At 69.2% G+C, this 24,817-nt stretch carries 21 protein-coding genes and 1 pseudogene; 17 read left to right on the top strand and 5 right to left on the bottom strand.

What is annotated here, in order from left to right; translation table 11 throughout:
• The first annotated feature begins 131 nt into the window (after positions 1-131).
• Both SLW55_RS09195 and gnd read left to right on the top strand, forming a co-directional pair.
• Complete coding sequence (locus tag SLW55_RS09195) at positions 132-1,442, top strand: hypothetical protein (RefSeq protein WP_320744986.1); 1,311 nt, start codon at positions 132-134, stop codon at positions 1,440-1,442.
• 69 nt (positions 1,443-1,511) lie between these two features.
• Entirely contained in the window at positions 1,512-2,456 is a 945-nt protein-coding gene (gene gnd / locus SLW55_RS09190) for a phosphogluconate dehydrogenase (NAD(+)-dependent, decarboxylating) (protein ID WP_320744985.1), read from the top strand.
• 10 nt (positions 2,457-2,466) lie between these two features.
• On the opposite strand, the gene SLW55_RS09185 is transcribed toward gnd, so the two are convergent.
• Complete coding sequence (locus SLW55_RS09185) at positions 2,467-3,507, bottom strand: oxidoreductase (protein WP_267084124.1); 1,041 nt, start codon at positions 3,505-3,507, stop codon at positions 2,467-2,469.
• A 144-nt stretch (positions 3,508-3,651) separates the two neighbouring features.
• On the opposite strand from SLW55_RS09185, the gene SLW55_RS09180 reads away from it, so the two are divergent.
• From SLW55_RS09180 to SLW55_RS09160, 5 genes are all read left to right on the top strand, one after another.
• Positions 3,652-4,068, top strand: coding sequence for a BON domain-containing protein (locus SLW55_RS09180; protein ID WP_017908374.1), 417 nt, complete (start codon positions 3,652-3,654; stop codon positions 4,066-4,068).
• 188 nt (positions 4,069-4,256) lie between these two features.
• A complete protein-coding gene (locus tag SLW55_RS09175) occupies positions 4,257-4,601 on the top strand; it encodes a hypothetical protein (protein WP_267084123.1) in 345 nt (114 codons plus the stop codon).
• A 199-nt stretch (positions 4,602-4,800) separates the two neighbouring features.
• Complete coding sequence (locus SLW55_RS09170; protein WP_017911733.1) at positions 4,801-6,612, top strand: ATP-binding protein; 1,812 nt, start codon at positions 4,801-4,803, stop codon at positions 6,610-6,612.
• Entirely contained in the window at positions 6,609-7,049 is a 441-nt protein-coding gene (locus tag SLW55_RS09165) for a response regulator (RefSeq protein ID WP_010343137.1), read from the top strand. The genes SLW55_RS09170 and SLW55_RS09165 overlap by 4 nt, the downstream gene beginning before the upstream one ends.
• A gap of 6 nt (positions 7,050-7,055) precedes the next feature.
• Positions 7,056-8,570 (top strand): hybrid sensor histidine kinase/response regulator, encoded by a 1,515-nt coding sequence (locus SLW55_RS09160; protein ID WP_026144266.1) that lies wholly within the window; start codon positions 7,056-7,058, stop codon positions 8,568-8,570.
• A gap of 279 nt (positions 8,571-8,849) precedes the next feature.
• On the opposite strand, the gene SLW55_RS09155 is transcribed toward SLW55_RS09160, so the two are convergent.
• Positions 8,850-9,695: a 20S proteasome subunit A/B gene (locus tag SLW55_RS09155; protein WP_320744984.1), complete on the bottom strand. Its 846-nt coding sequence runs from the start codon at positions 9,693-9,695 to the stop codon at positions 8,850-8,852.
• Positions 9,696-9,791: 96 nt separating this feature from the next.
• On the opposite strand from SLW55_RS09155, the gene folK reads away from it, so the two are divergent.
• Positions 9,792-10,316 (top strand): 2-amino-4-hydroxy-6-hydroxymethyldihydropteridine diphosphokinase, encoded by a 525-nt coding sequence (gene folK, locus SLW55_RS09150; protein WP_320740240.1) that lies wholly within the window; start codon positions 9,792-9,794, stop codon positions 10,314-10,316.
• A 118-nt stretch (positions 10,317-10,434) separates the two neighbouring features.
• On the opposite strand, the gene SLW55_RS09145 is transcribed toward folK, so the two are convergent.
• Positions 10,435-11,169 (bottom strand): pteridine reductase, encoded by a 735-nt coding sequence (locus tag SLW55_RS09145; RefSeq protein ID WP_267122015.1) that lies wholly within the window; start codon positions 11,167-11,169, stop codon positions 10,435-10,437.
• 54 nt (positions 11,170-11,223) lie between these two features.
• On the opposite strand from SLW55_RS09145, the gene SLW55_RS09140 reads away from it, so the two are divergent.
• The 3 genes and pseudogenes from SLW55_RS09140 to SLW55_RS09130 all read left to right on the top strand — a co-directional run.
• On the top strand, positions 11,224-12,408 hold the full coding sequence (locus SLW55_RS09140) for an SAM-dependent methyltransferase (protein WP_320744983.1): 1,185 nt from the start codon (positions 11,224-11,226) through the stop codon (positions 12,406-12,408).
• A complete protein-coding gene (locus tag SLW55_RS09135; RefSeq protein ID WP_148827596.1) occupies positions 12,408-12,803 on the top strand; it encodes a VanZ family protein in 396 nt (131 codons plus the stop codon). The genes SLW55_RS09140 and SLW55_RS09135 overlap by 1 nt, the downstream gene beginning before the upstream one ends.
• A gap of 265 nt (positions 12,804-13,068) precedes the next feature.
• Positions 13,069-13,674, top strand: a pseudogene (locus tag SLW55_RS09130) (expansin EXLX1 family cellulose-binding protein); the annotation flags it as partial.
• A 106-nt stretch (positions 13,675-13,780) separates the two neighbouring features.
• Here the strand turns inward: SLW55_RS09130 and SLW55_RS09125 are convergent.
• The gene (locus SLW55_RS09125) at positions 13,781-16,414 is read right to left on the bottom strand and encodes a TonB-dependent receptor (protein ID WP_320744982.1); all 2,634 of its coding nucleotides are present in this window, start codon (positions 16,412-16,414) and stop codon (positions 13,781-13,783) included.
• A 742-nt stretch (positions 16,415-17,156) separates the two neighbouring features.
• On the opposite strand from SLW55_RS09125, the gene SLW55_RS09120 reads away from it, so the two are divergent.
• The 6 genes from SLW55_RS09120 to SLW55_RS09095 all read left to right on the top strand — a co-directional run bounded on the left by SLW55_RS09120 (position 17,157) and on the right by SLW55_RS09095 (position 23,477).
• Positions 17,157-17,912, top strand: a complete 756-nt coding sequence (locus SLW55_RS09120; protein ID WP_010343151.1) for a GntR family transcriptional regulator — start codon at positions 17,157-17,159, stop codon at positions 17,910-17,912.
• Between the two features lie 36 nt (positions 17,913-17,948).
• Entirely contained in the window at positions 17,949-19,214 is a 1,266-nt protein-coding gene (locus tag SLW55_RS09115; RefSeq protein WP_017908362.1) for a sugar MFS transporter, read from the top strand.
• Positions 19,215-19,251: 37 nt separating this feature from the next.
• Complete coding sequence (locus SLW55_RS09110; RefSeq protein WP_010343153.1) at positions 19,252-20,319, top strand: LacI family DNA-binding transcriptional regulator; 1,068 nt, start codon at positions 19,252-19,254, stop codon at positions 20,317-20,319.
• A gap of 8 nt (positions 20,320-20,327) precedes the next feature.
• Complete coding sequence (locus SLW55_RS09105; protein WP_043095531.1) at positions 20,328-21,356, top strand: SIS domain-containing protein; 1,029 nt, start codon at positions 20,328-20,330, stop codon at positions 21,354-21,356.
• On the top strand, positions 21,356-22,501 hold the full coding sequence (gene nagA, locus SLW55_RS09100; protein ID WP_320744981.1) for an N-acetylglucosamine-6-phosphate deacetylase: 1,146 nt from the start codon (positions 21,356-21,358) through the stop codon (positions 22,499-22,501). The genes SLW55_RS09105 and nagA overlap by 1 nt, the downstream gene beginning before the upstream one ends.
• Positions 22,502-22,604: 103 nt before the next feature.
• Complete coding sequence (locus SLW55_RS09095) at positions 22,605-23,477, top strand: hypothetical protein (protein WP_267082875.1); 873 nt, start codon at positions 22,605-22,607, stop codon at positions 23,475-23,477.
• 16 nt (positions 23,478-23,493) lie between these two features.
• Here the strand turns inward: SLW55_RS09095 and SLW55_RS09090 are convergent, their stop codons facing one another.
• Positions 23,494-24,747: a multifunctional CCA addition/repair protein gene (locus SLW55_RS09090; RefSeq protein WP_320744980.1), complete on the bottom strand. Its 1,254-nt coding sequence runs from the start codon at positions 24,745-24,747 to the stop codon at positions 23,494-23,496.
• Positions 24,748-24,817: the final 70 nt, after the last annotated feature.

Genomic DNA, 24,817 nt, shown 5'->3' with positions numbered 1-24,817 from the left:
GAAGAGTGAACGCCGAGGGTGTCGGTGCCGCGGCGGTGGGTTTCGCGACGCCTGCACGGGCGAGGCGGCACGCTGCGCGGGCGCCGCCGCCACGTGGCCAATCGGAAGCTCCTGTTCGTGATGTCCGCTCCATGATCCGACCATCGAGGTTCGCTTGCCCGCCGCGGCTTCGCCGCGGCATCGGTCTGCTGCTGGCCGCGCTGCTGGCCAGTGCCGCGGCCACGGCCGCGCCAGCGCCGGCCGACCAGGCCAGCGCGGCTTGCCTGGCCGCACTGCTGGAGCGGCTCGGTTGGCACATCGGCACGACCAGCGCGGCGCAGCCGCAGATCGCCGCCGGCGCACCCTGCGAACGCGGTTCGCTGGCCGAGGCGCAGGCGCACGGCGATCTGCAGGCGGCCTTGCCCGCGGCCTGGAACGACGCGCAACGGGAGCAGGCCTTGCGTGCCTTGCTGGACACGCCGGCCACGCAGTGCGGCTACTTCCTGCAACTTGGGGCGGCCACCACGCGCGCGGTCGCACGCCTGCAGGACAATCCCGGCTACCGTTTCTCGGCGCTGCAACTGGGCTGGATCGGCTTCGGCCTGCGCGGCGCGCGCGCGCAAGGCTGGGAGCGCTTCCGCAGCTTCGGTCGCGGCTATCGCCCGGCCGGCGGCAATGCGCAGGCGATCGAGGCGTTCTACAGCGGGCACGTGCGCTCGGAATGCGGCGTCGGCCGGCAGATCGCGCAACTGGCCACGCAGCGCGAACTGTATGGCGACGCGGCGTTCGATCGTGCGTTCAGCGCCGACGAGCTGTCGATCGGCACCTTCCTGACCCTGCACGACACCGACAGCATCCTGCTCGGCGCGCACGCTGGCGATTTCTTCGCCGACGGCAAGGCAGCCAGGACCGCGCGGCGCGGCCGTGCGGCCTTCCTCGGTGCGCCCGGCTACATCGTGCACGTGTTCGAGCGCCGCTACCTGGACGACATCAACAACCAGGCCGAGAACTTCGTGGTCGCCGCGGTCAGCGCCGAGGCCGCTACGGCCTTGCGCGCGCACGGTGGCTTCGCCTACTACGACGCCCAGAACCGCCGCATCTGGGAGCTGGCGCGGGCGCTGCGCGGCCCGGGGCGGGAGCGCTTCGAGCGCTTGCTGTACGCGCGCGACCCGGCGCTGCGCGCGCGCCTGGATCCGGCCCAGCAGGCGGTGCTCGCGCAACTCGACGCCTTGCTCGACGATCCGTTCTACCGGGGCTTTCAGGTCTACGTGCATCCCAAGGGCGTCAAGCCGATCGGGTATCACGTGGTGCGGCTGCTGGATCGCAATCCGCGCACGCCGTTCGCGATCGAGCTGACCCTGCATAACCTGCACACCACGCTGTACCAGCGCTGGCGCGACCTGCAACTGCACGACTGTGCGCAAACGCCGCCGCCGGCACCTGCCACCGCATCGGTGCCTTAGCTGCGCGTCACGTCGGCATCGCCGCTTCGTGAGACCCTAACCCTCCTTTTTTCGAACCGGGAACGACGCATGGAACTGGGACTTGTAGGCTTGGGCCGGATGGGCGCCAACATGGCCGAGCGGCTGGTGCGCGGCGGGCATCGCGTGGTCGGTTTCGACCTGGGCGAGGCCGCGCGCAGCGCGGCGCAGCAGCGCGGGGTCGACGCGGTCGACAGCATGGCCGCGCTGATCGCGGCGCTGCCGGCACCGCGCGCGGTGTGGCTGATGGTGCCGGCCGGCAAGGTCGTCGACGACACCCTGGCCGCGTTGCTGCCGTTGCTCGGCAAGGGCGACGTGGTGATCGACGGCGGCAATTCCTACTACAAGGATTCGATGCGCCGCGCCGGCGAACTCGCCGCGCGCGGCATCGCCTATGTCGACTGCGGCACCAGCGGCGGCGTGTGGGGCCTGCGCGAGGGCTACAGCCTGATGATCGGCGGCGACAACGCCGCGGTGCAGCGCTTGCACGACGTGTTCGCGACCCTGGCGCCGGCTGCCGATGCCGGTTGGGGACACGTCGGCCCCAGCGGTGCCGGCCACTTCACCAAGATGGTCCACAACGGCATCGAGTACGGAATGATGCAGGCCTATGCCGAAGGCTTCGCGCTGATGGGGCGCAAGCAGGAATTCGCACTGGATCTGCACCAGGTGGCCGAGGTCTGGCGCCAGGGCAGCGTGGTGCGTTCATGGCTGCTCGACCTGTGCGCGGATGCTTTGGGCGACAACCCGACCCTGGCCGGCATCGCGCCGTTCGTCCAGGACTCCGGCGAGGGCCGCTGGACCGTGGCCGAGGCGATCGACCTGGACGTGCCGGCGCCGGTGATCACCCTCTCGCTGCTGGAGCGGCTGCGCTCGCGCGACGACGATTCGTTCGCCGACAAGTTGCTGGCGGCGATGCGCAACCAGTTCGGCGGCCATGCGATCAAGCACGAGGGCGGCGACGCGCCCGCGCCAGGCGGTACGCGCCCGGCCTGAGGCCCGGCGCTCAGTCCAGCGTGACGCTGCAGCCGGAGGCGGCGCTGCGCACGCCTGCCTCCAGCAGCCGCATCACCGCCAGCGCCTGCGCCGCATCCACCGGCGCAGGCGCGCGACCTGCGATCGCCTCGCGAAAGGCCGCATAGCAGTCGCGGTAATCGCCGCGCGGCGCGGGCAGGGTCTGGACGGCGTGCGTGCCGTCGGCGCCGACCAGGCGCAACTGGCCGGGCAGGGGATCCTCGCCCCAGCCGGGCGCGCCCGGCGCGACGCCCGCGCGCAACTGCGCTTCCTGCGTGTCCAGACCGTGCTTGACGTAGCTGCCGCCGCTGCCGTGGACCGCAAAGCGCAGGCCGTTGGCGGCGACCAGCGAACCGGCATGCAGCACCACCCGCAACCGCGGATAGCGCAGCACCGCATGCACATAATCCACGGTCTGCGCGCCGGGGCGTTGCAGCGCCAGATCGGCCTGCAGCGCCTGCGGCGGCCCGAACAGTTGCAGGGCCTGATCGAGCAGATGCGGCCCCAGGTCGAACCACAGCCCCGAGCCGGGGAGTGCGTGCTCGCGCCAGCGGTCGCCGACCTGCGGACGGTGGCGGTCGAAGTGCGAATGGAACTCGGCGATCTCGCCCAGCGTGCCCGCCTCCAGCAAGGCGCGCACGCCCAGGAAGTCGCCGTCCCAGCGTCGGTTCTGGAACACGCTGACGATGCGGTCGGCGCGCTGCGCCTGCGCCAGCACCTGTTGTGTTTCGGCCACGTCCAGGGTGAATGGCTTGTCCACCAGCACGTGCTTGCCCTGCGCCAGGGCGGCCAGCGCCAACGGCGCGTGGGTCTGGTTGGGTGTGGCGATCACCACCGCATCGATCCGCGGATCGGCGAAGGCCTGCGCCGCATCGGCGACCACGCGCGCCTGCGGCCAGGCCGCGTTCACGGCCTCGGCCTGGCGCGAGACCACGGTGTGCAGGTGCAGGCCGGGCGTGTGTGCGATCAGCGGCGCATGGAAGGTGCGGCCGACGTAGCCGAAGCCGAGCAGGGCGAGATTGAAGTCGGACATGGGCGCAGGCAGCAGCGGCGGGACGCCAGTATCGCCTGGGCTGCGTGGGCGGATTGCGCATTCACGCTGCGGCGATTCTTCGGTCACGCCGCCTGTACGACGGCCTGGCGGAGACTGCGCGCACATTCAGCGGAGGAAGACACGATGAAGACGATCAATGCACGCACCCTGCTTGGCGCCACCCTGGTGGCCGGTTTCGCGTTCGGCGCGGGCCAGGCGTTCGCAGCCGGCCAGGCCACCAGCGCCAAGGACCACGGCACCATGGGCCAGCAGGACACGATGCAGCACGACACCATGGCCCATGACACGACTCGCCACGACTCCAAGGAGCCGGTCACCGACACCTGGATCACCACCAAGGTGAAGGCCGATCTGCTGGCCACCAAGAACGTGTCGGGCACCGAGATCAAGGTCGACACCGTCAACGGCACGGTCAAGCTGTCCGGCGCGGTCGCGACCAAGGCCGAGAAGGACAAGGCCGTGGCGGTCGCCAAAAAGATCGACGGGGTCAAGAAGGTGGATGCGGCCGACCTGAAGGTCAGCGCCGCCGCCAAGAAGTAAGCATTGCGATCCGCCGCCGCGGGTGGGGATGCGACGAGGCGCCCCACCCGCGACAGCCGGTCTTCGACGCACCCTGCGGGGTGCGTTTTTTTTGGGGGGGGGCAAATTCGCGACGGAAATCGCATTTCGCGTCGCATTGACACCCGCTCAGACATCATCCCTTCATGTTCGTCAACGGATCACGCGCGATGTTGGAGACCCAACCCCACCCGGCTGCGGGGCACGCGGCCGCGGCTGCCGAGGCGCTGGGCGCCGCGTTGTCCGGCCATGGCGCGCAGCCGTCACTGCTGCTGCCGGCGGTGCGCCGGCTGGAAGCACAGTTGAGCATGCTGTTGACCACGTTTCACGACGACACCGGGTTCTGGCCGGCGTTCTCCGTGCTGATGCAGGACCTGGATCAGGGCCTGAGCCAATCCGAGCGCCGGCGCCTGCGCAGCCACGCCGATTTCCTGCTGGTCCGCGCCGGCATGCCGGCCTGGACCCTGATCGGCGCCACCGCCGGTTCCATTCCGCCCCCGGCGCGCCGGCCCTGAGCGCGGCGCGCGCGTGGCGCTCCCGCGGGTGGCCGCAGGCCGCCCGTGTCGTCGTGCGCGCGGCCTGGGATAGAGTCCTTGCAGGTACCGCGATCAGGGTGTCGCGTTTTCGCTGAACAATTCATCTGCTGCCGGGGAAGATGGGCGACAATGCGCGCCCGCGATGGCCGCAGCCGTTCCTTCTTTTGACGCACCAGCTATGCAGACCATCGCCAAACACGATGCTTGGGACCGCTGGCGGCTGCCGTTGCTGGCGCTGGCCGTCGTCCTGATCGTCATCCTGCCCTCGCTGCTGCTGCGGCAGATGAATGCCAGCACCCTGCGTGCGGCGGACTGGGTCGGCCACAGCCAGGAAGTGACCGCCACCTTGAACGCGATGGAAGCGGACATGCGCGACATGGAGTCGGCGGCGATGGCGATGTCGCACGGTGTGCAGTCGCCGATCCTGACCGCGCGCCTGCAGCAGGCGCGCAACTCGATGCAGCCGACGCTGGCGCACTTGGCCGAGCTGACCCGCGACAACCCGGACCAGCAGATCCGCGTCGGCCGCCTGCAGAGCACGCTGGAGCGGCGCGGCCTGATCGCCGAGCGGATCGCGCAGACCCGCGATCCGGAGCGGATCCGCGCGCTGATCCAGGACATGACCTCCGACAATCCAGTGCGCGGCCTGATCGCCGAGCTGCAGCGGCGCGAGGACGAACTGCTGAGCGAGCGGACCGCAGACGCCGAGCAGCGCCGCATGCTCGCCTCGATGATGAGCTGGACCTCGCTGGTGGTGCAGCTGTTGTTGCTGGGCCTGGTGATCTGGCTGTTGCAACGGCAGATCGGCCGGCGCCTGGATGCCGAGCGCCACATGCTGCGCGCCAACGGCCGCGCCGCGGCGGTGCTGCAGACCGTGCGCGAGCCGATCGTGCTGCTCGACAACGGGCAGCGCATGCTGATGCACAACACCGCCTTCGCCGAACTGTACGGCATGGACCTGGCGGATCCGCCGAAGCTGCTCGCCGACGTCGGCGACGGCGTCTGGCAGGATCCGGTGATCGTGCAGCGCTTGGCCGACGTGCTGCTGCGCGGACGCGAATTGTGGGATTTCGAGCACGAACAACTTGGCGCGGACGGCGTACCAAGGACCATGCTGCTGAATGCGCGGCGCATGCCGCTGCCGGACAGCGAGGACGAAGTGGTCTTGATGACGGTCAGCGACATCACCCTGCAGAAAACCGCACAACAGCGCATCCAGGAGCTGAACCGGCAGCTGGAGGGCAAGATCGAGCAGGTGTCCGAAGTCAATCGCGAACTGGAGGCGTTCAGCTACTCGGTCTCGCACGACCTGCGCGCGCCGCTGCGCCATGTCGCCGGCTTCGCCGACAAGCTGGTTCGCCATCTGGGCGATGGCGCCGACGAGAAGAGCCGGCACTACCTGGAGGTGATCGGCACCTCGGCGCGGCGCATGGCCTCGCTGATCGACGACCTGCTGGTGTACTCGCGCCTGGGCCGCAGTGCGCTGCGCCTGCAGGCGGTGGACATGCAGTCGCTGGTGGCGGAGACGCGTTCGGTGCTCGACGCCAACTACCAGTCCGACCATGGCGACAGCGGGCATCGCATCGAATGGAGCATCGCGCCGTTGCCGATCCTGGTCGCCGACGAGAACATGATGCGCCAGCTGTGGCTGAACCTGCTCGGCAATGCGGTCAAGTACAGCGCCAAGCGCGAGGTCGCGCAGATCGAGGTCGGCTACCAGGTGCAGCCGGACGGCAGCCATCACTTCAGCGTGCGCGACAATGGCGCAGGCTTCGACATGACCTATGCGGCCAAGCTGTTCGGCGTGTTCCAGCGCCTGCACAAGGCCAGCGAATATTCCGGCACCGGTATCGGCCTTGCCAGCGTGCGCCGCGTGCTGACCCGCCATGGCGGCCATATCTGGGCCGAGTCCGCCCCCGACCAGGGCGCCACCTTCCATTTCGTCTTGCCCCCGGCGCCCGAAGCGCCCACTACCGAGTTCATCGCATGACCGCCATCCGCACCATCCTGCTTGCCGAAGACAGCCCCGCCGATGCCGAAATGGCGGTGGATGCGTTGCGCGACGCGCGTCTGGCCAATCCCATCGTGCACGTCGAGGACGGCGTGGAGGCGATGGACTACCTGCTGCGCCGCGGCGCCTATGCCGACCGCGAGGAAGGCCTGCCGGCGGTGCTGCTGCTGGACATCAAGATGCCGCGCATGGACGGCCTGGAAGTGCTCAAGCTGGTGCGCAGCGAGGAGTCGCTCAAGCGCCTGCCGGTGGTGATCCTGTCGTCCTCGCGCGAGGAAAGCGACCTGGCCCGCAGTTGGGATCTGGGCGTGAACGCGTATGTGGTCAAGCCGGTGGACGTGGACCAGTTCTTCACCGCGGTGAAGACCCTGGGCACCTTCTGGGCGCTGATCAACCAGGCGCCGGACAAAGAGTAAGCGCGCATGCCCACCACCGGCCCCAGGCTTGGCCCGATCCGGATCCTCATGGTCGAGGATTCGCCGGAGGATGCCGAGCTGCTGTCCGACCAGTTGCTGGACGCCGGCCTGGAGGCGACCTTCCGCCGCGTGGAAAGCGAGCCGACCCTGCGCGAGGCGCTGGGCGAGTTCGCGCCGGACATCGTGCTGTCGGACCTGAGCATGCCCGGGTTCTCCGGGCACGAGGCGCTGCGGGTGGTGCGCGAGGACGGCAACGCCGTGCCCTTCATCTTCGTCTCCGGCACCATCGGCGAGGAGACCGCGGTGGAGGCGCTGCGCGACGGCGCCAACGACTACATCATCAAGCACAACCCGACCCGCCTGCCGTCGGCGGTGGCGCGGGCGATCCGCGAGGCCCGCACCGAACGCGAGCGGCAGCGGGTGGAGCGCGAACTGATGCGCGCGCAGCGGCTGGAGAGCCTGGCCCTGCTCGCCGCCGGGCTCAGTCACGACCTGCGCAACATCCTGCAGCCGTTGCTGATCGTGCCGGAACTGATCGTCGGGCGCAGCGACGATCCGCAACTGCGGCACCTGGCCGACGTCATCGCCGAGTGCGGCCGGCGCGGCCACGAAATGGCCGAATCGATGCTGTCGTTCGTGCGCGGCTCGCGCACGCCCAGCGAGCCGGTGCGCATCGCCGAACTGTTCCAGGCGGTGCAGATGCTGCTCAAGAGCAGCCTGCCGGAGCGGGTGACGCTGCAGGCGGACGTGGCCGATCCGGCGCTGTCGATCGAAGCCAACTACACCGAGTTGCAGCAGTGCTTGCTCAACCTCGGCCTCAACGCGATCCAGGCGATGCCCGACGGCGGCCAGCTGAGCTTCTCGGCGGCGCCGGCGATCGGTGCCGACGGCAGCGAGCAGGTGCGCATCCTGGTCCGCGACAGCGGCATGGGCATGGATGCGGAGACCCAGGCGCGGCTGTTCAGTCCCTTCTTCACCACCAAGCCGGACGGTACCGGCCTGGGCCTGATCTCGTGCAAGCGCATCGTCGAGAGCTACGGCGGCCGGATCGGCGTGGACAGCACGCCGGGCCAGGGCACTTGCTTCGAATTGCTGATCCCGCTGCGCGCGCCGGTGCCGTCGTTCGAGCCGGAGCCGTCGCTGCCGATGGGCAAGGGCCAGCGCGTGCTCCTCGTCGACGGCGAGGCCACGCGGTTGTCGCTGCTCGGCAATGCGCTGTCCAGCCAGGGCTACCGTCCGCAGTTGGCGTCCGACGGCGCCGCCGCGCTGCGCGACGTCGAGGAACACGGCCTGCCGGACCTGGTGATCGTCGACAGCGATATCATCCTGCTGTCGGCGGTACGCCTGCTGCTGGCGCTGCAGGACCTGGGCTACCAGGGCCCGGCGATCGTGCTCGAGGACACCGGCACCAACCTGGAGCGCGACCACTTCCCCGCCGACATCGCCGTGCACGTCCTGCGCAAGCCGCTGGAAATGCAGCGCGTGTTCCGCGCGGTGGCGCATGCCCTCGAAAGCGGCTGAGGTGCTGGGAATGGGGATGGGGGAATCGGGAATGGGAACGGCAAAAGCCAAAGCCGATGCTCATTGCTGCATGGCGACCGTATCTCCAGCGCCAGCTGCGCGATGACGTGACTCCTTTATCTGGAGTCACCGAGAGAGGCGCAGTTCACCGGATCCGATAAGTGCAGGTTGGAAACGCAAGGGCGACGGATTGACGCCTCAGCGGCCATCATGTCTCAGCGCAAGCTCCGCGATCCGGCTGTTCCGATTCCCCATTCCCGATTCCCCAATCCCAGCCTTTCACTGCTGCGCCGACTGGTCTTCCGGGTCGCGGCGGGCGGGGGCGCGGCGGGGGGGCAGGGGCGGCAGGGCGTCGCGCGATTCGGTGTCGTGGTCGGCGTCGGCGGACAGGGCCGGTTCCCAGGGGAAGCGCGGCAGGGTACGCACGGCGTTCTCCAGCTTGCGCGACCAGGTGTCGTGGATTTCGGCGTACAGCGGGGTGTCGGCTTCCAGGCGCATGCGCTCGGTTACCCGCAGGTCGTTGCGGCGGATCAGCGCCACATCGATCGGCATGCCCACCGACAGGTTGGAACGGATGGTCGAGTCCAGCGACACCAGGGCGGTGCGTGCGGCGTCTTCCAGTTGCATCTCCGAGCGGATGATGCGGTCCAGGATCGGCTTGCCGTACTTGGATTCGCCGATCTGCAGGTATGGCGTTTCCGGCGAGGTGGCGATGGCGTTGCCGAGCGGATAGATCATGTACAGCCCGGGCCGTTCGCCGGCGATCTGCCCGCCCAGGATCAGCGTCGACTGCACGTTGATGCCGCTGTGCTGCGATTGCTCGGAGAGCTTGATCTGGCTGGAGGCCAGCACGTCGCCGACGTACTCGGCGACCTCGAACAGGTGGCGGAAGCTGCGCAGGCTGCGCGGCGCCTCGGGATCGTCGGCGTCGCGCTGCAGACGCGAAAGGGTCAGCTGGGTGGTCGCCAGGTTGCCGGCCGACATCAGCGCGAACACCGCCTGGCCCGGATACTCGAACACATGCAGCTTGCGGTGGACGCGGACGTCGTCCAGCGAGGCGTTGGTGCGGGTGTCAGCGGCGAAGACCAGGCCTTCGTCCACTTCGATGCCGACGCAATATGTCATGGCGCTGCCGAAAACCGGGTACGCCCCGATTCTATGGGGGCGGCTCGGGCTTGGCTAGCCGTTGACGCTCGCGGTCGCGGCATGCGCGAATAGCGCATGACCACCGTGCTTCTGAGCCTGGGCAGCAACCTGCGCCCGCATCACCATCTGGCCGCGGCGATCGCGGCGCTGCGCCGGCAGTTCGGTGCGGTCGCGGTGTCGCCGACCTATCGCACCGCGGCGGTCGGTTTCGACGGGCCGGCCTTCCTGAACAACGCGGTGGCGCTGCAGACCGACTGGGAGCTGGCGCCGCTGGACGACTGGCTGCATGCGCTGGAGGACGCGCATGGCCGCGACCGCAGCGGCCCGCGCTTCAGCGACCGCACCCTGGACATCGACGTGGTGTTCTACGGCGACCGCATCGTCGAAGGCCCCGGCCACCTGCGCATCCCGCGGCCCGAGCTGCGCCACGCTTTCGTGCTCAAGCCGCTGGCCGACATCGCCGCCGATTTCGTCGACCCGGTCAGCGGCCAAACCCTGGGCGCGCTATGGCAGGCGCATGCCGAGCACGGGAAGGTGTTCGAGGTGGTCGAGTTGGATGATGACGCCGGGAATGGGGAATCGGGATTGGGGAATCGGTAGAGCTGGGTGCCGGGCCGATTGTCGCGCTGTCATGGCGCGGCCTGGCGTAGCGCTCTGCAATGGCGGGAAAGAGGTCGCGCTTGCCGATTCCCCATTCCCTATTCCCGGTTCCCAGCCTTCAAGTCAGCCCGCGTCCCCCATCCACCCGCACGGTCTGTCCGGTGACGAAGCTGGCGTCGTCGAGCAGCCAGCGCACGGTGTCGGCGATTTCCTCGACCTGGCCGGTGCGCGCCAGCGGGGTGCGTGCCAGCAGGGCTTGTTGTGCGGCGGCGTCCTTGCCGGCGTCGGGCCACAGGATCGCGCCGGGGGCGATGGCGTTGACCCGCACCTGCGGTGCTAGTTCCAGCGCCAGCGAGCGGGTCAGCATCGCCAGGGCGGCCTTGGCCGCGCTGTACAGCGGATGCGCGCGCAGCGGCGTCTCCGCGTGTACGTCGGTCATGTTGACGATCGCGCCGCCATGCTGACGCAGCTGCGCGGCCGCGGCCTGCGCCAGGAACAGCGGCGCGCGCGCGTTGACCGCGAACAGGTCGTCCCACTGCGCCGGCGTGGCTTCGTGCAGCGGCGTGGGATAGAAGTTGGAGGCGTTGTTGACCAGCGCGTCGAGCCGGCCGAAGCGGGCCACGCACTGCGCCACCAGATCGGGCAACTGCGCGGTGTCGCGCAGGTCGGCCTGCAGGGTCAATGTGCTGCCGGCGCGCTGGGATTCCAGTTCCTGCGCCAGCGTCTGCAGTTCGGCCTGCGAGGTGTGCGCATGCAAGGCGAGGTCATAGCCGGCTGCGTGCAGGCGTCGGGCGATGCCGGCGCCGATGCGCCGCGCGCCGCCGGTGATCAGGGCGACTTTGGTCTGGGTCATGTACGGGTTCCATGCTCGGCTATGCTGTGCATTGTCCACGCAATCGCGCAGCGCATGCCCACCGACCTTCCTTTGCCCGATGCCACCGCGCTGGCCCACAGCGAGCGCCTGGCCGCGCATCTGCGCGCCGAGATCGCCGCCGCTGGCGGAGCCATTCCGTTCTCGCGCTTCATGGAGCTGGCGCTGTACGCGCCCGGCCTGGGCTACTACAGCGCCGGCAGCAGCAAGTTCGGCGAAGAGGGCGATTTCGTCACCGCGCCGGAACTGGGGCCGCTGTTCGCCGCCACCGTGTCCAATGCGTTGGCGCCGGTGCTGCAGCAACTCGGGCCGCAGGCGCGCATGCTGGAAGTGGGGGGCGGTAGCGGCGCGTTCGCCGAGGTCATGCTCAAGCGCCTGCTGGCGCTGGATGCGCTGCCCGAGCGCTATGCGATCCTGGAACCCAGCGCCGATTTACGCGAACGGCAGCGCGAGCGTCTGGCGCGCACGCTGATCCCGCCGGTGTTCGAGTTGGTGGAATGGCTGGACCGGCCGTTCGACGACGACTGGAACGGCGTGCTGTTCGCCAACGAGGTGATCGACGCCCTGCCGACGCCGCGCTTCGCGCTGCGCGACGGCGAGGTGTTCGAAGAGACCGTGACGCTGGATGGCGAGGGCCGCTTCCGCCGCGGCGAACAGCCGGCCGATCCGCTGCTGGCGGCGGCGGTGCGGCACATCGAACGCTATCTGCAGGCGCCCTTCGCCGACGGCTACCGTTCCGAATTGCTGCCGCAGTTGCCGTACTGGATCCAGGCGGTGGCCGGCGGCCTGCGCAGCGGCGCGATGCTGTTCGTGGACTACGGCTATCCGCGCCGCGAGTTCTATCTGCCCGAGCGCGACGACGGCACCTTGCGCGCGTTCTACCGGCATCGCACGCATGCCGATCCGTACCGCTGGCCGGGCCTGCAGGACCTGACCGCGTCTGTGGACTTCACCGCGCTGGCCGAGGCCGGCACCGGGGCGGGCTTCGACCTGGCCGGTTACTGCAATCAGGCCAGCTTCCTGCTCGGCAACGGCCTGGACGCGCTGTTGGCCGAGGCCGAGGCGCGCAGCGACGCAGCCGTGCAACTGCGCCTGCGTCAGCAGGTGAAACAGCTGACCCTGCCCAGCGAGATGGGCGAGCGTTTCCAGGTGATGGGCTTCGAGCGCGACGTGTCGCTGGCGCCGGCGTTCCTGTCCGGCGACCTGACCTGGCGGCTGTGATGGCGGCAGTGCGCGACTTCCGCTGGCCCTGGCTGTGGCTGGGGCTGTGGTGGCTGGGCATCGCGGTGCTGATCTACGTGTGCCTGATGCCGCACCCGCCGCAGTTGTCGGACCTGCCCGACACCGACAAGGTCGAGCATTTCATCGCCTACCTGGTGCTGGCCGCCGCGGCGGTGCAGGTCTATGCCGGACCACGCGCCTGGACCTGGGCCGCGCTGGGTCTGCTGGCGCTGGGCGTGGGCATCGAATTCGCGCAGGGCGCCTGGACCACCACGCGCTCGGCCGATCCGCTGGATGCCCTGGCCGACGCCCTGGGCGTGGCGGCCGGCATGGCCACCGCGGCCACGCCGTGGCGCGATCTGCTGTGGCGGCTGGAGCGCGGCAGCCGCCGTTGAGCGACGTGACCGCGCGGTCTACGGCGTCGGCCAAGTTGTGGAATCCCAGGCCGCGCGCAAGGCGCGGCACGCGTACCGCGTCCTAGAGTGCCGGCGCCGGGCAGGTGTCCGGTCGCCGCGCGGCGACTCCGCGCGCCTGTGCAGGAGAACACGCATGCAAGCACGCTACTCCCCCCGTGCCGCGCGCGGCGCCGGCCTGTTCGCCGCGCTGTGCCTGGCCATCAGTGCCGCCGCACCCGCCAACGCTGCCTGGAACGATGTCTGCAGCGGCACCGCTACCTACACCAGTTCCGGCTATTCCGGCGGCGCGCTGCTGCTGGATCCCATCGACCCGACCGCCACGATCACCGCGCTGAACCCGACGCAGCTCAATGACGGCGGAATCCAGGCGGCGCTGGCCGGTGCCTACCTGCAGGTGCAGGGACCGCGCGGCACGGTCACCGTGTACGTCACCGACCTGTATCCGGAGGGCGCCGACTGCGGGCTGGACCTGTCGCCCAATGCCTTCGCCGCGATCGGCGACACCAGCGCCGGGCGCATCCCGATCCGCTGGCAGGTGGTGGCCGCACCGGTCACCGGCAACGTGGTGTACCGGATCAAGGAGGGCAGTTCGCAATACTGGGCGGCGATCCAGGTGCGCAACCACCGCTATCCGGTGGTGAAGTTCGAATACAGGAAGAACGGCGACTGGGTCAGCCTGCCGAAGACCGCGTACAACCATTTCGTCGGCGAGCAGATGGGCGCGCAACTGCTGGAGATCCGCCTCACCGACATCCGCGGCCAGGTGGTCACCGACACCCTCGGCGCGCTGCCCAGCCAGGGCGACAAGGGCGTGTACTTCGCCGACGGGCACGTGCAGTTCCCGCGCTGAGGCGTGCCCGTGCATGCGCCGGCGGTCGCGCGCCGGCGCTGCGTCCACTGGTCTGTGCGCACCTGCGCCGCGGCGATGATGCCGCAGCGCAGGTGAAGCCTCACGCTCAGAACTTGAAGTGCAGCGTCGCCATGTAGCGGCGGCCGTTGTGGTAGCGCCCGACCGGGTGGTCCTTGTCGCCCAGGTACTGCAGGTATTCTTCGTCCAGCAGGTTCTGTGCGTCCAGTTGCAGCGACCACTGCGCGTTGAACGCATAGCCCACGCTCGCGCCCAGGTCGGTGTAGGCGTCGACGCTGGCCGGCGCGGCGCCGGCGACGTAGCCGCCGGCCAGGTAGCTGTCGCGCCAGTTCAGGCTGATCCGCGCGTTCCACGGTCCCTTCTCGTAGTAGGGGCTGAAGGCGACGCTGTTGCGCGACTGGTAGGGCAGCGGGTTGCCGCTGTTGTTCTCGCCGCTGGCATAGGTGTAGTTGGCCGACAGGCCGAAGCCGCTGTCGCCGAACGGCTGCTGGTAGGCCAGGGTGAAGCCCTTGACCTTGCCGGTGCCGGCGTTGCGCGGGCGCTGGATGCTGTAGTCGCAGTAGCCGTCGGCGGTGCAGCCGTTGCTGCCGAGCATCTGCGCCCAGGTCTGCGGCGAAGTGTCGCGGATCGCGTTGTACTGGCGCTCGATGGTGGCCGAGGTGTCGATGTAGTTGTCGATCTTCTTGTAGAAGATGGACCACGCCACCACCGCCTGCGGCGCGAAGTAGTACTCGGCCGAGAGGTTGAAGTTCCACGATTCGTAGGGCGACAGCGCGGCATTGCCGCCGCTGCCGGTGAGCGTGGTGTCGTTGAGGAAGGTGTTGTTGACCATCTGGTTGTACGGCGCCCAGGCGATCACCTTGCCGGCGCCGAAGCGGAACACCCAGTCGTTGTCGGTATCGTAGGCCAGGTTCAGCGACGGCAGCAGGAAGTGTTCGGTCTGCGTGCGGGTCTGCCACTTGCTGTCCAGATCCTGCAGGGTCGGTGTGCCGCTGTAGACGAAGCCGCTGCCTTCGGTCTTGGAGCGCACGTAGCGCAGGCCCAGGTTGCCGCGCAGGCCGGCGTTTGAGAAGTTCAGCTGCACGTAGCCGGCGTTGTTGGTCTGCTGCAGCGCCCAGGTGTTGTTGAGGTAGCTGGACGGGTCCGGATTGGCGTAGTCGACCGGGCTGTTGCGGATCCAGTCGATCACGTTGCCGCGCCCGGCCTGCACGTGCTGGCCGTGGTCGGGATAGAACCCGCGGATGTCGGTCAGGCCGATGGTGCCGATGTCGGCCAGGGTGGCCGGGGTGACGCCGCCGTACACGTTGAGCGCGAAGTCCTCGTCGTGCTTGCCCTGGCGCACGCCGACCAGCAACTGGTTGAACACGCCGTCGAACTGCAGGTCCAGATCGAGCTGGCCGTAGCGGTCCTTGCTCTGGGTGGAGAACACGCCGTTGTTGCCGATCCAGCCGCCGGCCGAGCCCCAGTTGGCCGGGTTGCGCGCGGCGGTGGGATCGTCGAAGCGGATGCCGCGGTCCAGGTCCCAGCGGAAGCCGCCGTTGTAGAACGGCTCGATGAAGTACTGCGCCAGGTGGTCGTTGTCGGACTTGCTCTGGCCGACCTGGCCGCGCAAGGTCCAGCGTTCGCCGCGATAGGCGCCGCGCAGGTCCAGGCCCTTGGTGGTCACCTGCGACTGGCGCACGTTGTTGTCGTAGATCACCGTGCCGCCGCCTGCATTGGCGTTGGCGCCGGAATGGCCGCTGTTGACCACGCCGTTGCGCACGTCGCCCAGCGCGTCGACCGCGGCCACGGTGCCCGGGTTCCAGGTGAGGAAGCTGTACATCGACTGGTTGTAGTTGTCGAAGTCTTCCTTGATGTACAGGCCGCTGAGGTTGAACTCCAGCGCGTCGCTGGGCTTGAGCTGCAGATTCACCACTGCGCTGTCGCGCTTGCGGTCCTGCTGGAACCAGGCGGCGTTGATCGAGTTGGGCACGTCCGCATCGGCCGGCACGCCGGCGGCATTGGCGAAGCTGCCGGCCTTGGCGTAGCCGAACACTTCCAGGCCCTGGCGGTCCACGCGTTCCTCGTAATGCTGCGCGGACACCGCGACGCCGAAGGTCTCCTGCGGATTCTTCCAGCTGTACAGCAGCGAGGCGTTGGGCTTGCCCTCGCTGGCCTGCTGGCTGTAGCTGTAGCCGACCGAGCCGGCGATCTCGTTGGCCTTCAGGTCCAGCGGCTGGCGTGTATGCATCAGCACGGTGCCGCCGAGGCTGCCTTCGGTCAGCCGCGCCTCGGTGGACTTGACGATCTCCGCGCGGCCCAGGATCTGCGGCGACAGCAGGGTGTAGTCGAAGCCGCGGTTGGGCTGCTCGCCGTACAGCCAGATCGCCTGCGCCACCGGGTGGCCGTCCAGGAACGACAGGTTGAGGCTGGGATCGGTGCCGTCGATGCTGACCCGCTCGCCCTGGCCGAAGCGGCGGTCGATGGTGACGCCGGGAATCTGCGCGAACGCCTCGGCGACGTTGGTGCTGGGGAACTTGCCGATGTCCTCGGCGGTGATCGCCTCGGACACGGTGACGTTGTTGCGCTTGGTGTCCAGCGACTTCTCCAGGCTGGCGCGGATGCCGACCACCTGGACCGCGTCCAGATCGGTGGCGGCGGAATCGGCCTGCTGCGCCTGCGCGGCGAAGGCGAGGGCGCTGGCGGCGATGGCGGCCGACAGGACGGACGGGCGGTGACGCATGATGTCTCTCCTCATCATTCATGGATGGGCGCCGTCGGCGTGACCGACGGTGCGGGACGGAGTTGCGTGCTGCCTGGCGGCGCGGACCGATGCCGATTCCCCTGGGTCCGCGGACGCCGTGTTTGTGCCGAATTCGTTGCGAAGCGTGCAGAACCTTTACGGTCCGGTGACAACGATGTCAACGCGATGCCGCCGCGGAGTGGCCCGGTGGCGGGGCAAAACCGACCTGTCGTGTCCGGGATCGCGCTGCAGCGTGTCGGGTCGCATACCGGCCTTCACGTCGATGACTTGGGCCGATTTCCCGGGATTTGCCGCGATCCGGGCGGTCGCAGGGGGCGGTGGTTCAGACCTCTGCCAGGCATCGCCGCGATTGGTCTTGTGGCTTGTAGACAAATTCGTGCCCGCCGGTGACAACGATGCGGTTTGCGGCGGTGCACCCAAGCTTGTCGAAGGGCGGATACCGGCACATGATCCATCGGCATCGGCCATGACCGCCGTCTGGGCATGGGCGCCAGCGCTGGCGGGAATCGGCCGCTCGCTGCGCGCAGGGCGCGGCCCGAGGCCAGGGGGCTTGGGCGACTCGCCGCCGCGAATTTCGGGGTGACGCGCCACTGCGCTGTTGCCGTGGTCGGGCAGCGCTGTCGGTCCGGGGCCTGCGCCGCGTGCTGTGGCGCGACGTGCACGACCCGCCGATTGGTACTATATTGGACATAATGAATCCATGCGGACTGGAGAGCTCGCCATGACCAAGCCCAAGCCGCAGGCCGATCCACGCCTGCATGCGCTGGCCGTGGACCCGGACGCGCCGACGCCGCTGTACCTGCAACTGGCCAGCAAGCTGGTGGAGGCGATCAAGGGCGGGCAGTGGAAGCCGGGCGAGGCGTTGCCGGCCGAACGGCAGCTGTGCGAGTACCTGCAGGTGTCGCGGGTCACGCTGCGTCAGGCCGTGGATGCGCTGGTCGAACAAGGCCTGGTGTCGCGCCGGCAGGGCGCCGGCACTTTCGTCACCTCGCACATCCAGCACCAGCTCAGCGGCCTGGCCAGCTTCAGCGAAACCCTGCGCATGAAGGGCCTGGAGCCGGGCACGCGCTGGCTGGAGCGGCGCACGCGCCCGGCGCATGGCGAGGAGATCCTGCGCCTGGGCCTGTCCCCGGACACGGTGGTCGCGGCGCTGACCCGCCTGCGCAGCGCCGACGGCCGGGTGATGGCCTACGAGAAGGCGGTGCTGCCGCAGCACGTGGTGCCCGATCCGCACGCCATCGCCGATTCGCTCTACAGCTACCTGGACGAGCGCGGCACCCCGGTGGTGCGGGCGCTGCAATACTTCCGCGCCATCAACCTGCCGGCGCGGCTGGCCGGCCATCTCGGCATGAAGGAAGGCGAGGCGATCCTGCACGTGGTGCGGGTCGGCTACACCCGCGACGGCAGCGCGATCGAACTGACCGACACCTATTGCCACAACGACTACTACGACTTCGTCGCCGAACTGCGACGCTGACCGCCGATCCCCGCGCCCTCCCGGAGCACGCCGCCCATGACCACCGCACGGCCCGCCAGTCCCTACGCTTCCATCGCCATCGTCGGCCTGTTGTTCTTCATCATGGGCTTCTTTACCTGGATCAACGGGCCGTTGATCCTGTTCGCCAAGGTCGCCTTCAATGTCAGCGACACCTTCGCGTTCCTCATCCCGAGTGCGTTCTACATTTCCTACTTCTGCCTGGCATTGCCTTCTTCGCTCATCCTGAAGCTGACCGGGATGAAGAAGGGCCTGGCGCTGAGCCTGCTGATCATGGCGATCGGCGCCGCGATCTTCGGCCAGTTCACCAATGCCCGTTCCTACGTGGGCGCGGTGAGCGGCATCTTCATCATCGGCGGCGGCCTGGCCTTGCTGCAGACCGCGGTCAATCCGTACATCAGCATTCTCGGGCCGATCGACGGCGCGGCGCGCCGTATCGCGCTGATGGGCATCTGCAACAAGGTGGCGGGCGCGCTGGCCACCTATGGACTGGCGAAGGTGGTCCTGCACGGCATGGAGGATTTTTCGACGCAGATCGAACAGGTGCTGCCGGCGCAGAAGGAGCTGCTGTTGCAGGAATTCGCTGGCCGCATCCATGGCCCTTACATGGCGATCGCCGGCATCCTGGCTGTGCTTTCCGTCGCCATCCTGTTTTCGCCCTTGCCCGAGATCAGCCCCGAGACGGCGAACGCGTCGGCCTCCGACGAGCGCAGCCGCGACAGCATCTTCGCGTTTCCGCACGTGTGGTTGGGCGCGTTGTGCATCTTCGTGTACGTCGGCGCCGAGGTGATGGCCGGCGATGCGATCGGCATCTACGGCAACAGCCTCGGCCTCTCGCTCGACTACGCGAAATATTTCACCATCGGCACCCTGGCCTGCATGCTGGCCGGCTACCTGCTCGGCCTGGTGCTGATCCCGAAGTACATCTCCCAGGAAAAGTACCTGTCCATTTCGGCCTGCCTCGGCATCGTGTTTTCGCTGTGCGCGATGGTGACCGGGGGCTATGTCTCGGTGGCGTTCGTGGCGGCGCTCGGATTCGCCAACGCCATCATGTGGCCGGCCATCTTCCCGCTGGCCATCAAGGGGCTGGGCAAGTTCACCGAAAAGGGCGCAGCGCTGTTGATCATGGGCATCGTCGGCGGCGCCGCGGTGCCGCAGCTGTTCGCCCATCTGAAGGAGTCCTTCGATTTCCAGGTGGTCTTCGCCGGCCTGATGATCGCCTGCTACCTGTACATCCTGTTCTTCGCGCTGCGCGGTCACCGCGTCGGCCAGGGCGCGCGGTGAGCTGACGCGCTTTTCTCCAACTCGGCAAACCTATCCAATGCGCAGACCCACCATCAAAGACGTCGCCGAACGGGCGCGGGTGTCGCTGAAGACCGTTTCGCGGGTCATCAACAACGAACCGTCGGTGATGCAGGCCACGCGCTCGCGCGTGCTGCACGCCATCGCCGAACTCGACTACGAGCCGGATCCGTCGGCGCGCAACCTGCGCAGCGGCACCCCGTTCGTGATCGGGCTGGTGTACGACAACCCCAACCCTTACCACATCATCGGCGTGCAGAACGGCGTGCTCGCCGCCTGCCGCGAGACCGGCTTCGGCCTGCAGATCCACCCCTGCGATTCCACCGCGCCGATGCTCGCCGAGGAACTGGCCGAGTGGACCCAGCGCTCGCGCCTGGCCGGGCTGGTGCTGACCGCGCCGATGTCCGAGCGTGCCGACCTGGTCGCGGCGCTGGCCGCGCGCGGGATCAAGACCGTGCGCATCATCGCCGCCACCGAGGATCCGCAGGACGGCCCCTGCGTCTACGTCGACGACCGCGATGCCGCCTACGAGATCACCGAACACCTGATCCAGCTCGGCCACCAGCGCATCGGCTTCCTGTGGGGCGGCACCTCGCATCGCTCCAGCGGCGAGCGCTATGCCGGCTACGAGGCGGCGCTGAAGGACTACGGCATCACCCTGGACAAGCACCTGGTGATCCCCGGCGACTACACCTTCGACGACGGCTTCCGCGGCGCCCGCCGCCTGCTGGCGCTGCGCGAACCACCGACCGCGATCTTCGGCTCCAACGACGAGATCGCCGCCGGCGTGCTGGCCGCGGCCAAGTCGGCGGGCATGAACGTGCCCTACGACCTGTCCATCGCCGGCTTCGAGGACAGCCCGTTCTCGCGCCAGTCGTGGCCGCCGCTGACCACCGCCAAGCAGGCCACCGAAGACATCGCCCGCCACGCCGCGCGGCTGCTGATCAGCCAGCTGCGCAGCGATGCCTACGAAGACCATCCGGCGCCGGTGCACAACCAGGGCTTCGTGCCGCAACTGGTGGTGCGCGGCTCGACCGCGCCCATGCAGCCGCATTCCCGCCGTTCCTCCTCCCCAGACCCCACGTGATCCTGCCCATGGCGCTGCCCTCCGAAACCGAAACCCTGATGTTCCGCGAAGCCGCGGAAGCCGCCGCGGTCGTCGCCGCGCAGTTCGAACGCAACCACGCCACCGTGAGCGCGCTCGCCGCGTCGTTGCGCGCCGCGCCGCCGCCGTTCGTGGTGACCTGCGCGCGCGGCAGCTCCGACCACGCCGCCACCTACGCCAAGTACCTGTTCGAGACCCAGCTCGGCGTGGTCACCGCCTCGGCCTCGCCGTCGGTGGGCTCGGTGTACGAAGCGCCACTGCAGTTGCGCGGGGCGCTGTACCTGGTGATCTCGCAGTCGGGCAAGAGCCCGGACCTGCTGCGCAACGCGCAGGCGGCCAAGGACGCCGGCGCGCGCGTGGTGGCGCTGGTCAACGTCGAGGATTCGCCGCTGGCGCAGCTGGCCGACACGGTGATCCCGCTCGGCGCCGGCCCGGAGAAGAGCGTGGCCGCGACCAAGAGCTACCTGGCCTCGCTGGCGGCGATCCTGCAGCTCGGCGCGCACTGGAAGAACGACCCGGCGCTGCTGGGCGCACTGCAGGAATTGCCGCAGGCGCTGCGTGCGGCCTGGCAGGCCGACTGGCGCTCGCTCACCGACGGCCTGGTCGAGGCGCACAACCTGTTCGTGCTCGACCGCGGCCTGGGCCTGGCGGCGGCGCAGGAAGCGGCGCTGAAGTTCAAGGAGACCTGCGGCCTGCACGCCGAGGCCTACAGCTCGGCGGAAGTGAAGCACGGGCCGATGGCCCTGGTCGGCCCGGGTTTCCCGGTGCTGGCATTCGACCAGCCGGACGAAGCCGGCGAGGGCACCCGGCGCCTGGCCGAGGAGTTCCGCGGCCGCGGCGCGCAGGTGTGGCTGGCCAGCGCCGGCGGCGACCTGCCGCTGGTCGCCGCGCCGCACCCGGCCTGCGCGCCCTTGCTGGCGATCCAGAGCTTCTACCGCGCGATCAACGCCCTGGCGCTGCGCCGTGGCTACAACCCGGACCTGCCGCCGCATCTGAACAAAGTGACGGAGACCGTCTGATGACCACGGTGGCGCTGCGCAATGCGCGCGTGCTCGGCGAGGACGGGTTTCTCGACGGCGTCAGCGTGCTGCTGGAGGGCGGGCGCATCCTCGCCCTGCTCGACGACGCCGATCCGCGCGTGGCGGCAGCGCCGGTGCAGCACGACCTGGGCGGCGGCAGCCTGCTGCCGGGCTTCATCGACCTGCAGGTCAATGGCGGCGGCGGCGTGCTGTTCAACAACCGCACCGACGTCGAGGCGCTGCGTCGCATCGGCCAGGGCCACCGCCGCTACGGCACCACCGGCTACCTGCCGACGCTGATCAGCGACGACGTGGAGGTGATGCGCGCGGCGATCGCCGCCACCCGCCAGGCCATCGCCGAGGGGGTGCCGGGCGTGCTCGGCATCCATCTGGAAGGGCCGTACCTGGCGCCGGCGCGCAAGGGCACCCACAACGCCGACAAGTTCCGCGTGCCGGACGCCGACGAACTGGCCATGGCCGCCTCGCTGGACAACGGCGTCACCCTGATCACCCTGGCACCGGAGCGCGTGCCGGCGGCCAGCATCCGCAGCCTGGCCGCGGCCGGTGCGCGCGTGTTCGCCGGCCACACCGCCGCCAGCTACGAAGAGACCCGTGCCGGGCTGGACGCCGGCATCTGTGGCTTCACCCATCTGTACAACGCCATGACCCCGCTGCAGGGACGCGATCCCGGCGTGGTCGGCGCCGCGCTCGAAGACCGCAACGCCTGGTGCGGGGTGATTGTCGACGGCGTGCACGTGCATCCGGCCAGCCTGCGCGTGGCGCTAGCGGCCAAGCCGCGCGGCACCGTGTTCCTGGTCACCGATGCGATGCCGATGGTCGGCGCCGACAGCCCCGCGTTCGACCTGTACGGCGAAACCATCACCGCCATCGACGGCGTGGTGCGCAACGCCGCCGGTGCCCTGGCCGGCTCGGCGCTGGACATGGCCAGCGCGGTGCGCAACAGCGTGCAGTGGCTGGGCGTGCCGCTGGAAGAAGCCGCACGCATGGCCTCGCTGTACCCGGCGCAATGCGTGGGCCTGGACCACCGCTACGGCCACATCGCGCCCGGCTACCAGGCCGACCTGGTGCTGCTGGACGACGCGTTGCAGGTCCGGCATACCTGGATCGCGGGTGTGATGGAGTAGGCGGCGGCGCTCCGGCTGCGCGCGCGGTCGGCTGGTCGGGACCGCGCGCGTGCTGCCGTGCGCGTTGTACAGTGGTGGTCGCTGACAACGCAGGCGGTGATGCATGGAACCGAGCCGCTATCTCGACGAGCCGATGGACGCGGCCTGCCTCTTCACCGGGATCTCGGTGTCAGGCGCCGGCGAGCATGTGATTCCGCGCTGGCTGGCGCAACGCCATCAAGCTGCGGGCCGGGTGTTGCTCGGCGATGCCGGCAGCTTCGCCAGGCTCTGCGATTTCAAGGCGCCTGCCGATCCGCAGGCCAACGCCCAGTTCGGACGGCTGGAACAGCGCCTGTCGGAGGACTGGTCCGCGGTCGCGGACGATGAAGCGCATCTGTGGTTGATGAAGCTGTCGGTGGGAATGATGTTGCTGCACCGGCGATTTGCCGAAAATTCCCGGCATCCTGCCGCACCGGCCGGGTTCAACCCGCATGTCGCCGGCGTGCTCCTGAAGGCGTTTCGTGCCGGTTTCGCGGCGTGGAAGAACGGCGCCTATGTCAGGGAAGGAAGCCTCGTGCGGTTGCCATGGCAGAGCGGTCGGCTCGTGATCGCGCATCTGTTCGGGGCCAGCGAGATGGGCCTGCCCGAGGAAAATGGGCGTGCCATGTACATGTTCGCCCCCTATGGCCTGATGGCGGTCGGGCAACCTGGGGTCGGCATGTTGGTCGCCACCTTCTTCGAGCCCTTGCGAGATTTCGAGAAGCACCTGGCGGCGGCCAGCGCCATCCCCGCGGATGTCTCCGATCTGGCGTGTCGCGCAGCGTTGTCCCGCGCGTTCGCCACCGCGGTGCTGGGTCCGCTGATCGCGCGCTTGAGCGGCACCGCCGTCGATGACGCTGAGGTACTCGCGCTTGCCGCCAAGGGCCTGCGGGTGGAGTTCGCCGACCCGTCCGCGATCGATTCGGGATTCCGCGAGCTGCGGGCGCACGAACCTTGATGGTGGCAGCAGAACATTAGCCCGCGTGCTCTCCCGACCGCGTTGCCGACGGCCGCGCCGCGGCGATCGCCGCGATCCGCGCCTTGGCCAGCGCCTCGCCGATCTGCGGGCCGCTCAGGCCCTGCGCCGCCAGGTCGCGCGCGTTCACCGCCAGCGCCGCCGCATGCAGATGCTGCAGCGTGCGGCCCTGCGGGTAATCGGCGTCCTCGCTGCCGAGACGGCCGCGCTTGTCGGCCTCGCACACCGTGGCCAACTGCGCGACGCGCTCGGGCTTGCGGAAGCCGTCGCAGCGCTGCAGCAGTTCGTGCACGGTGCGGTCGCGCAATTCGGCCAGGCGATGCACGTTCAGATGCTCGCGGCAGGCGATCTCGGCCAGTTGCCGGTGCTCCTGCGGCACCTTGAGGCGTTCGCACAGCGTGCGCAGCGGCGCCAGGCCGCGTTGCTCGTGCATCAGGTGGCGCGGCCACTCCTCCGGCGGTGTCAGCGCCTTGCCCAGGTCGTGGGTCAGCGCGGCGAAGCCGATCAGTGCGTCGCCCGGTGCCAGCCGCGCGGCCATGTCGCTGACCAGTTCCTGGTGGCGCCCGGTGTCGATCTCGGGGTGGTACTCGGCGCGTTGCGGCACCCCGTACAGCGCGTCCAGCTCCGGCAGCACCCAGCGCAGCGCCTCGGCCTCGCGCAGCGTGCGCAGGAACGCCGAGGGCTGCGCCGAGGCCAGGCTGCGCCGCAGTTCCTGCCAGACACGTTCGGGCACCAGCGTTTCCAGTTCGCCGCCGGCGGCCATCGTGCGCATCAGGTCCATGGTCTCGGGCGCGACGACGAATCCCAGCGGCGCCAGCCGCGCCATGAACCGCGCCGCGCGCAGCACCCGCAGCGGATCCTCGGCGAAGGCCGGGCCGACGTGGCGCAGCACCCGCTGCTCGAGATCGCGCGCGCCGCCATACGGATCGACCAGACGCCCATCGGCCTCGTCGCGGGCGATGGCGTTGATGGTGAAGTCGCGCCGCTGCAGATCCTCTTCCAGCGTCACCGACGGGTCGGCCTGCACCTCGAAGCCGTGGTAGCCGCGCCCGGCCTTGCGCTCGGTGCGCGCCAGCGCGTACTCCTCGCCGCTGCGCGGATGCAGGAACACCGGGAAATCGCGGCCCACCTGCTTGTAGCCCAGCTCCAGCATCTGCTGCGCGCTGGCGCCGACCACCACCCAGTCGCGGTCGCCGGGCGGTTGACCGAGCAAGGCGTCGCGGACGGCGCCGCCGACGAGGTAGATGTTCATTGGGGGCTGGGAATGGGGAGTCGGGAACCGGGAATGGTAAAGGCAGATTCCCTTCGCCTGATGTCGCGCT

The organism is Xanthomonas sp. LF06-19, from assembly GCF_034105425.1.
GTDB classification, from domain to species: domain Bacteria; phylum Pseudomonadota; class Gammaproteobacteria; order Xanthomonadales; family Xanthomonadaceae; genus Xanthomonas_A; species Xanthomonas_A sontii.
The sequence above is the reverse complement of the archived record's forward strand: the minus strand, read 5'-3'. Positions and strand labels throughout refer to the sequence as shown.

Coding starts and splice junctions, on each gene's coding strand:
- SLW55_RS09195 (WP_320744986.1), top strand. CDS start 132: ATGATCCGACCATCGAGGTTCGCTTGCCCGCCGCGGCTTCGCCGCGGC.
- gnd (WP_320744985.1), top strand. CDS start 1,512: ATGGAACTGGGACTTGTAGGCTTGGGCCGGATGGGCGCCAACATGGCC.
- SLW55_RS09185 (WP_267084124.1), bottom strand. CDS start 3,507: ATGTCCGACTTCAATCTCGCCCTGCTCGGCTTCGGCTACGTCGGCCGC.
- SLW55_RS09180 (WP_017908374.1), top strand. CDS start 3,652: ATGAAGACGATCAATGCACGCACCCTGCTTGGCGCCACCCTGGTGGCC.
- SLW55_RS09175 (WP_267084123.1), top strand. CDS start 4,257: ATGTTGGAGACCCAACCCCACCCGGCTGCGGGGCACGCGGCCGCGGCT.
- SLW55_RS09170 (WP_017911733.1), top strand. CDS start 4,801: ATGCAGACCATCGCCAAACACGATGCTTGGGACCGCTGGCGGCTGCCG.
- SLW55_RS09165 (WP_010343137.1), top strand. CDS start 6,609: ATGACCGCCATCCGCACCATCCTGCTTGCCGAAGACAGCCCCGCCGAT.
- SLW55_RS09160 (WP_026144266.1), top strand. CDS start 7,056: ATGCCCACCACCGGCCCCAGGCTTGGCCCGATCCGGATCCTCATGGTC.
- SLW55_RS09155 (WP_320744984.1), bottom strand. CDS start 9,695: ATGACATATTGCGTCGGCATCGAAGTGGACGAAGGCCTGGTCTTCGCC.
- folK (WP_320740240.1), top strand. CDS start 9,792: ATGACCACCGTGCTTCTGAGCCTGGGCAGCAACCTGCGCCCGCATCAC.
- SLW55_RS09145 (WP_267122015.1), bottom strand. CDS start 11,169: ATGACCCAGACCAAAGTCGCCCTGATCACCGGCGGCGCGCGGCGCATC.
- SLW55_RS09140 (WP_320744983.1), top strand. CDS start 11,224: ATGCCCACCGACCTTCCTTTGCCCGATGCCACCGCGCTGGCCCACAGC.
- SLW55_RS09135 (WP_148827596.1), top strand. CDS start 12,408: ATGGCGGCAGTGCGCGACTTCCGCTGGCCCTGGCTGTGGCTGGGGCTG.
- SLW55_RS09125 (WP_320744982.1), bottom strand. CDS start 16,414: ATGCGTCACCGCCCGTCCGTCCTGTCGGCCGCCATCGCCGCCAGCGCC.
- SLW55_RS09120 (WP_010343151.1), top strand. CDS start 17,157: ATGACCAAGCCCAAGCCGCAGGCCGATCCACGCCTGCATGCGCTGGCC.
- SLW55_RS09115 (WP_017908362.1), top strand. CDS start 17,949: ATGACCACCGCACGGCCCGCCAGTCCCTACGCTTCCATCGCCATCGTC.
- SLW55_RS09110 (WP_010343153.1), top strand. CDS start 19,252: ATGCGCAGACCCACCATCAAAGACGTCGCCGAACGGGCGCGGGTGTCG.
- SLW55_RS09105 (WP_043095531.1), top strand. CDS start 20,328: ATGGCGCTGCCCTCCGAAACCGAAACCCTGATGTTCCGCGAAGCCGCG.
- nagA (WP_320744981.1), top strand. CDS start 21,356: ATGACCACGGTGGCGCTGCGCAATGCGCGCGTGCTCGGCGAGGACGGG.
- SLW55_RS09095 (WP_267082875.1), top strand. CDS start 22,605: ATGGAACCGAGCCGCTATCTCGACGAGCCGATGGACGCGGCCTGCCTC.
- SLW55_RS09090 (WP_320744980.1), bottom strand. CDS start 24,747: ATGAACATCTACCTCGTCGGCGGCGCCGTCCGCGACGCCTTGCTCGGT.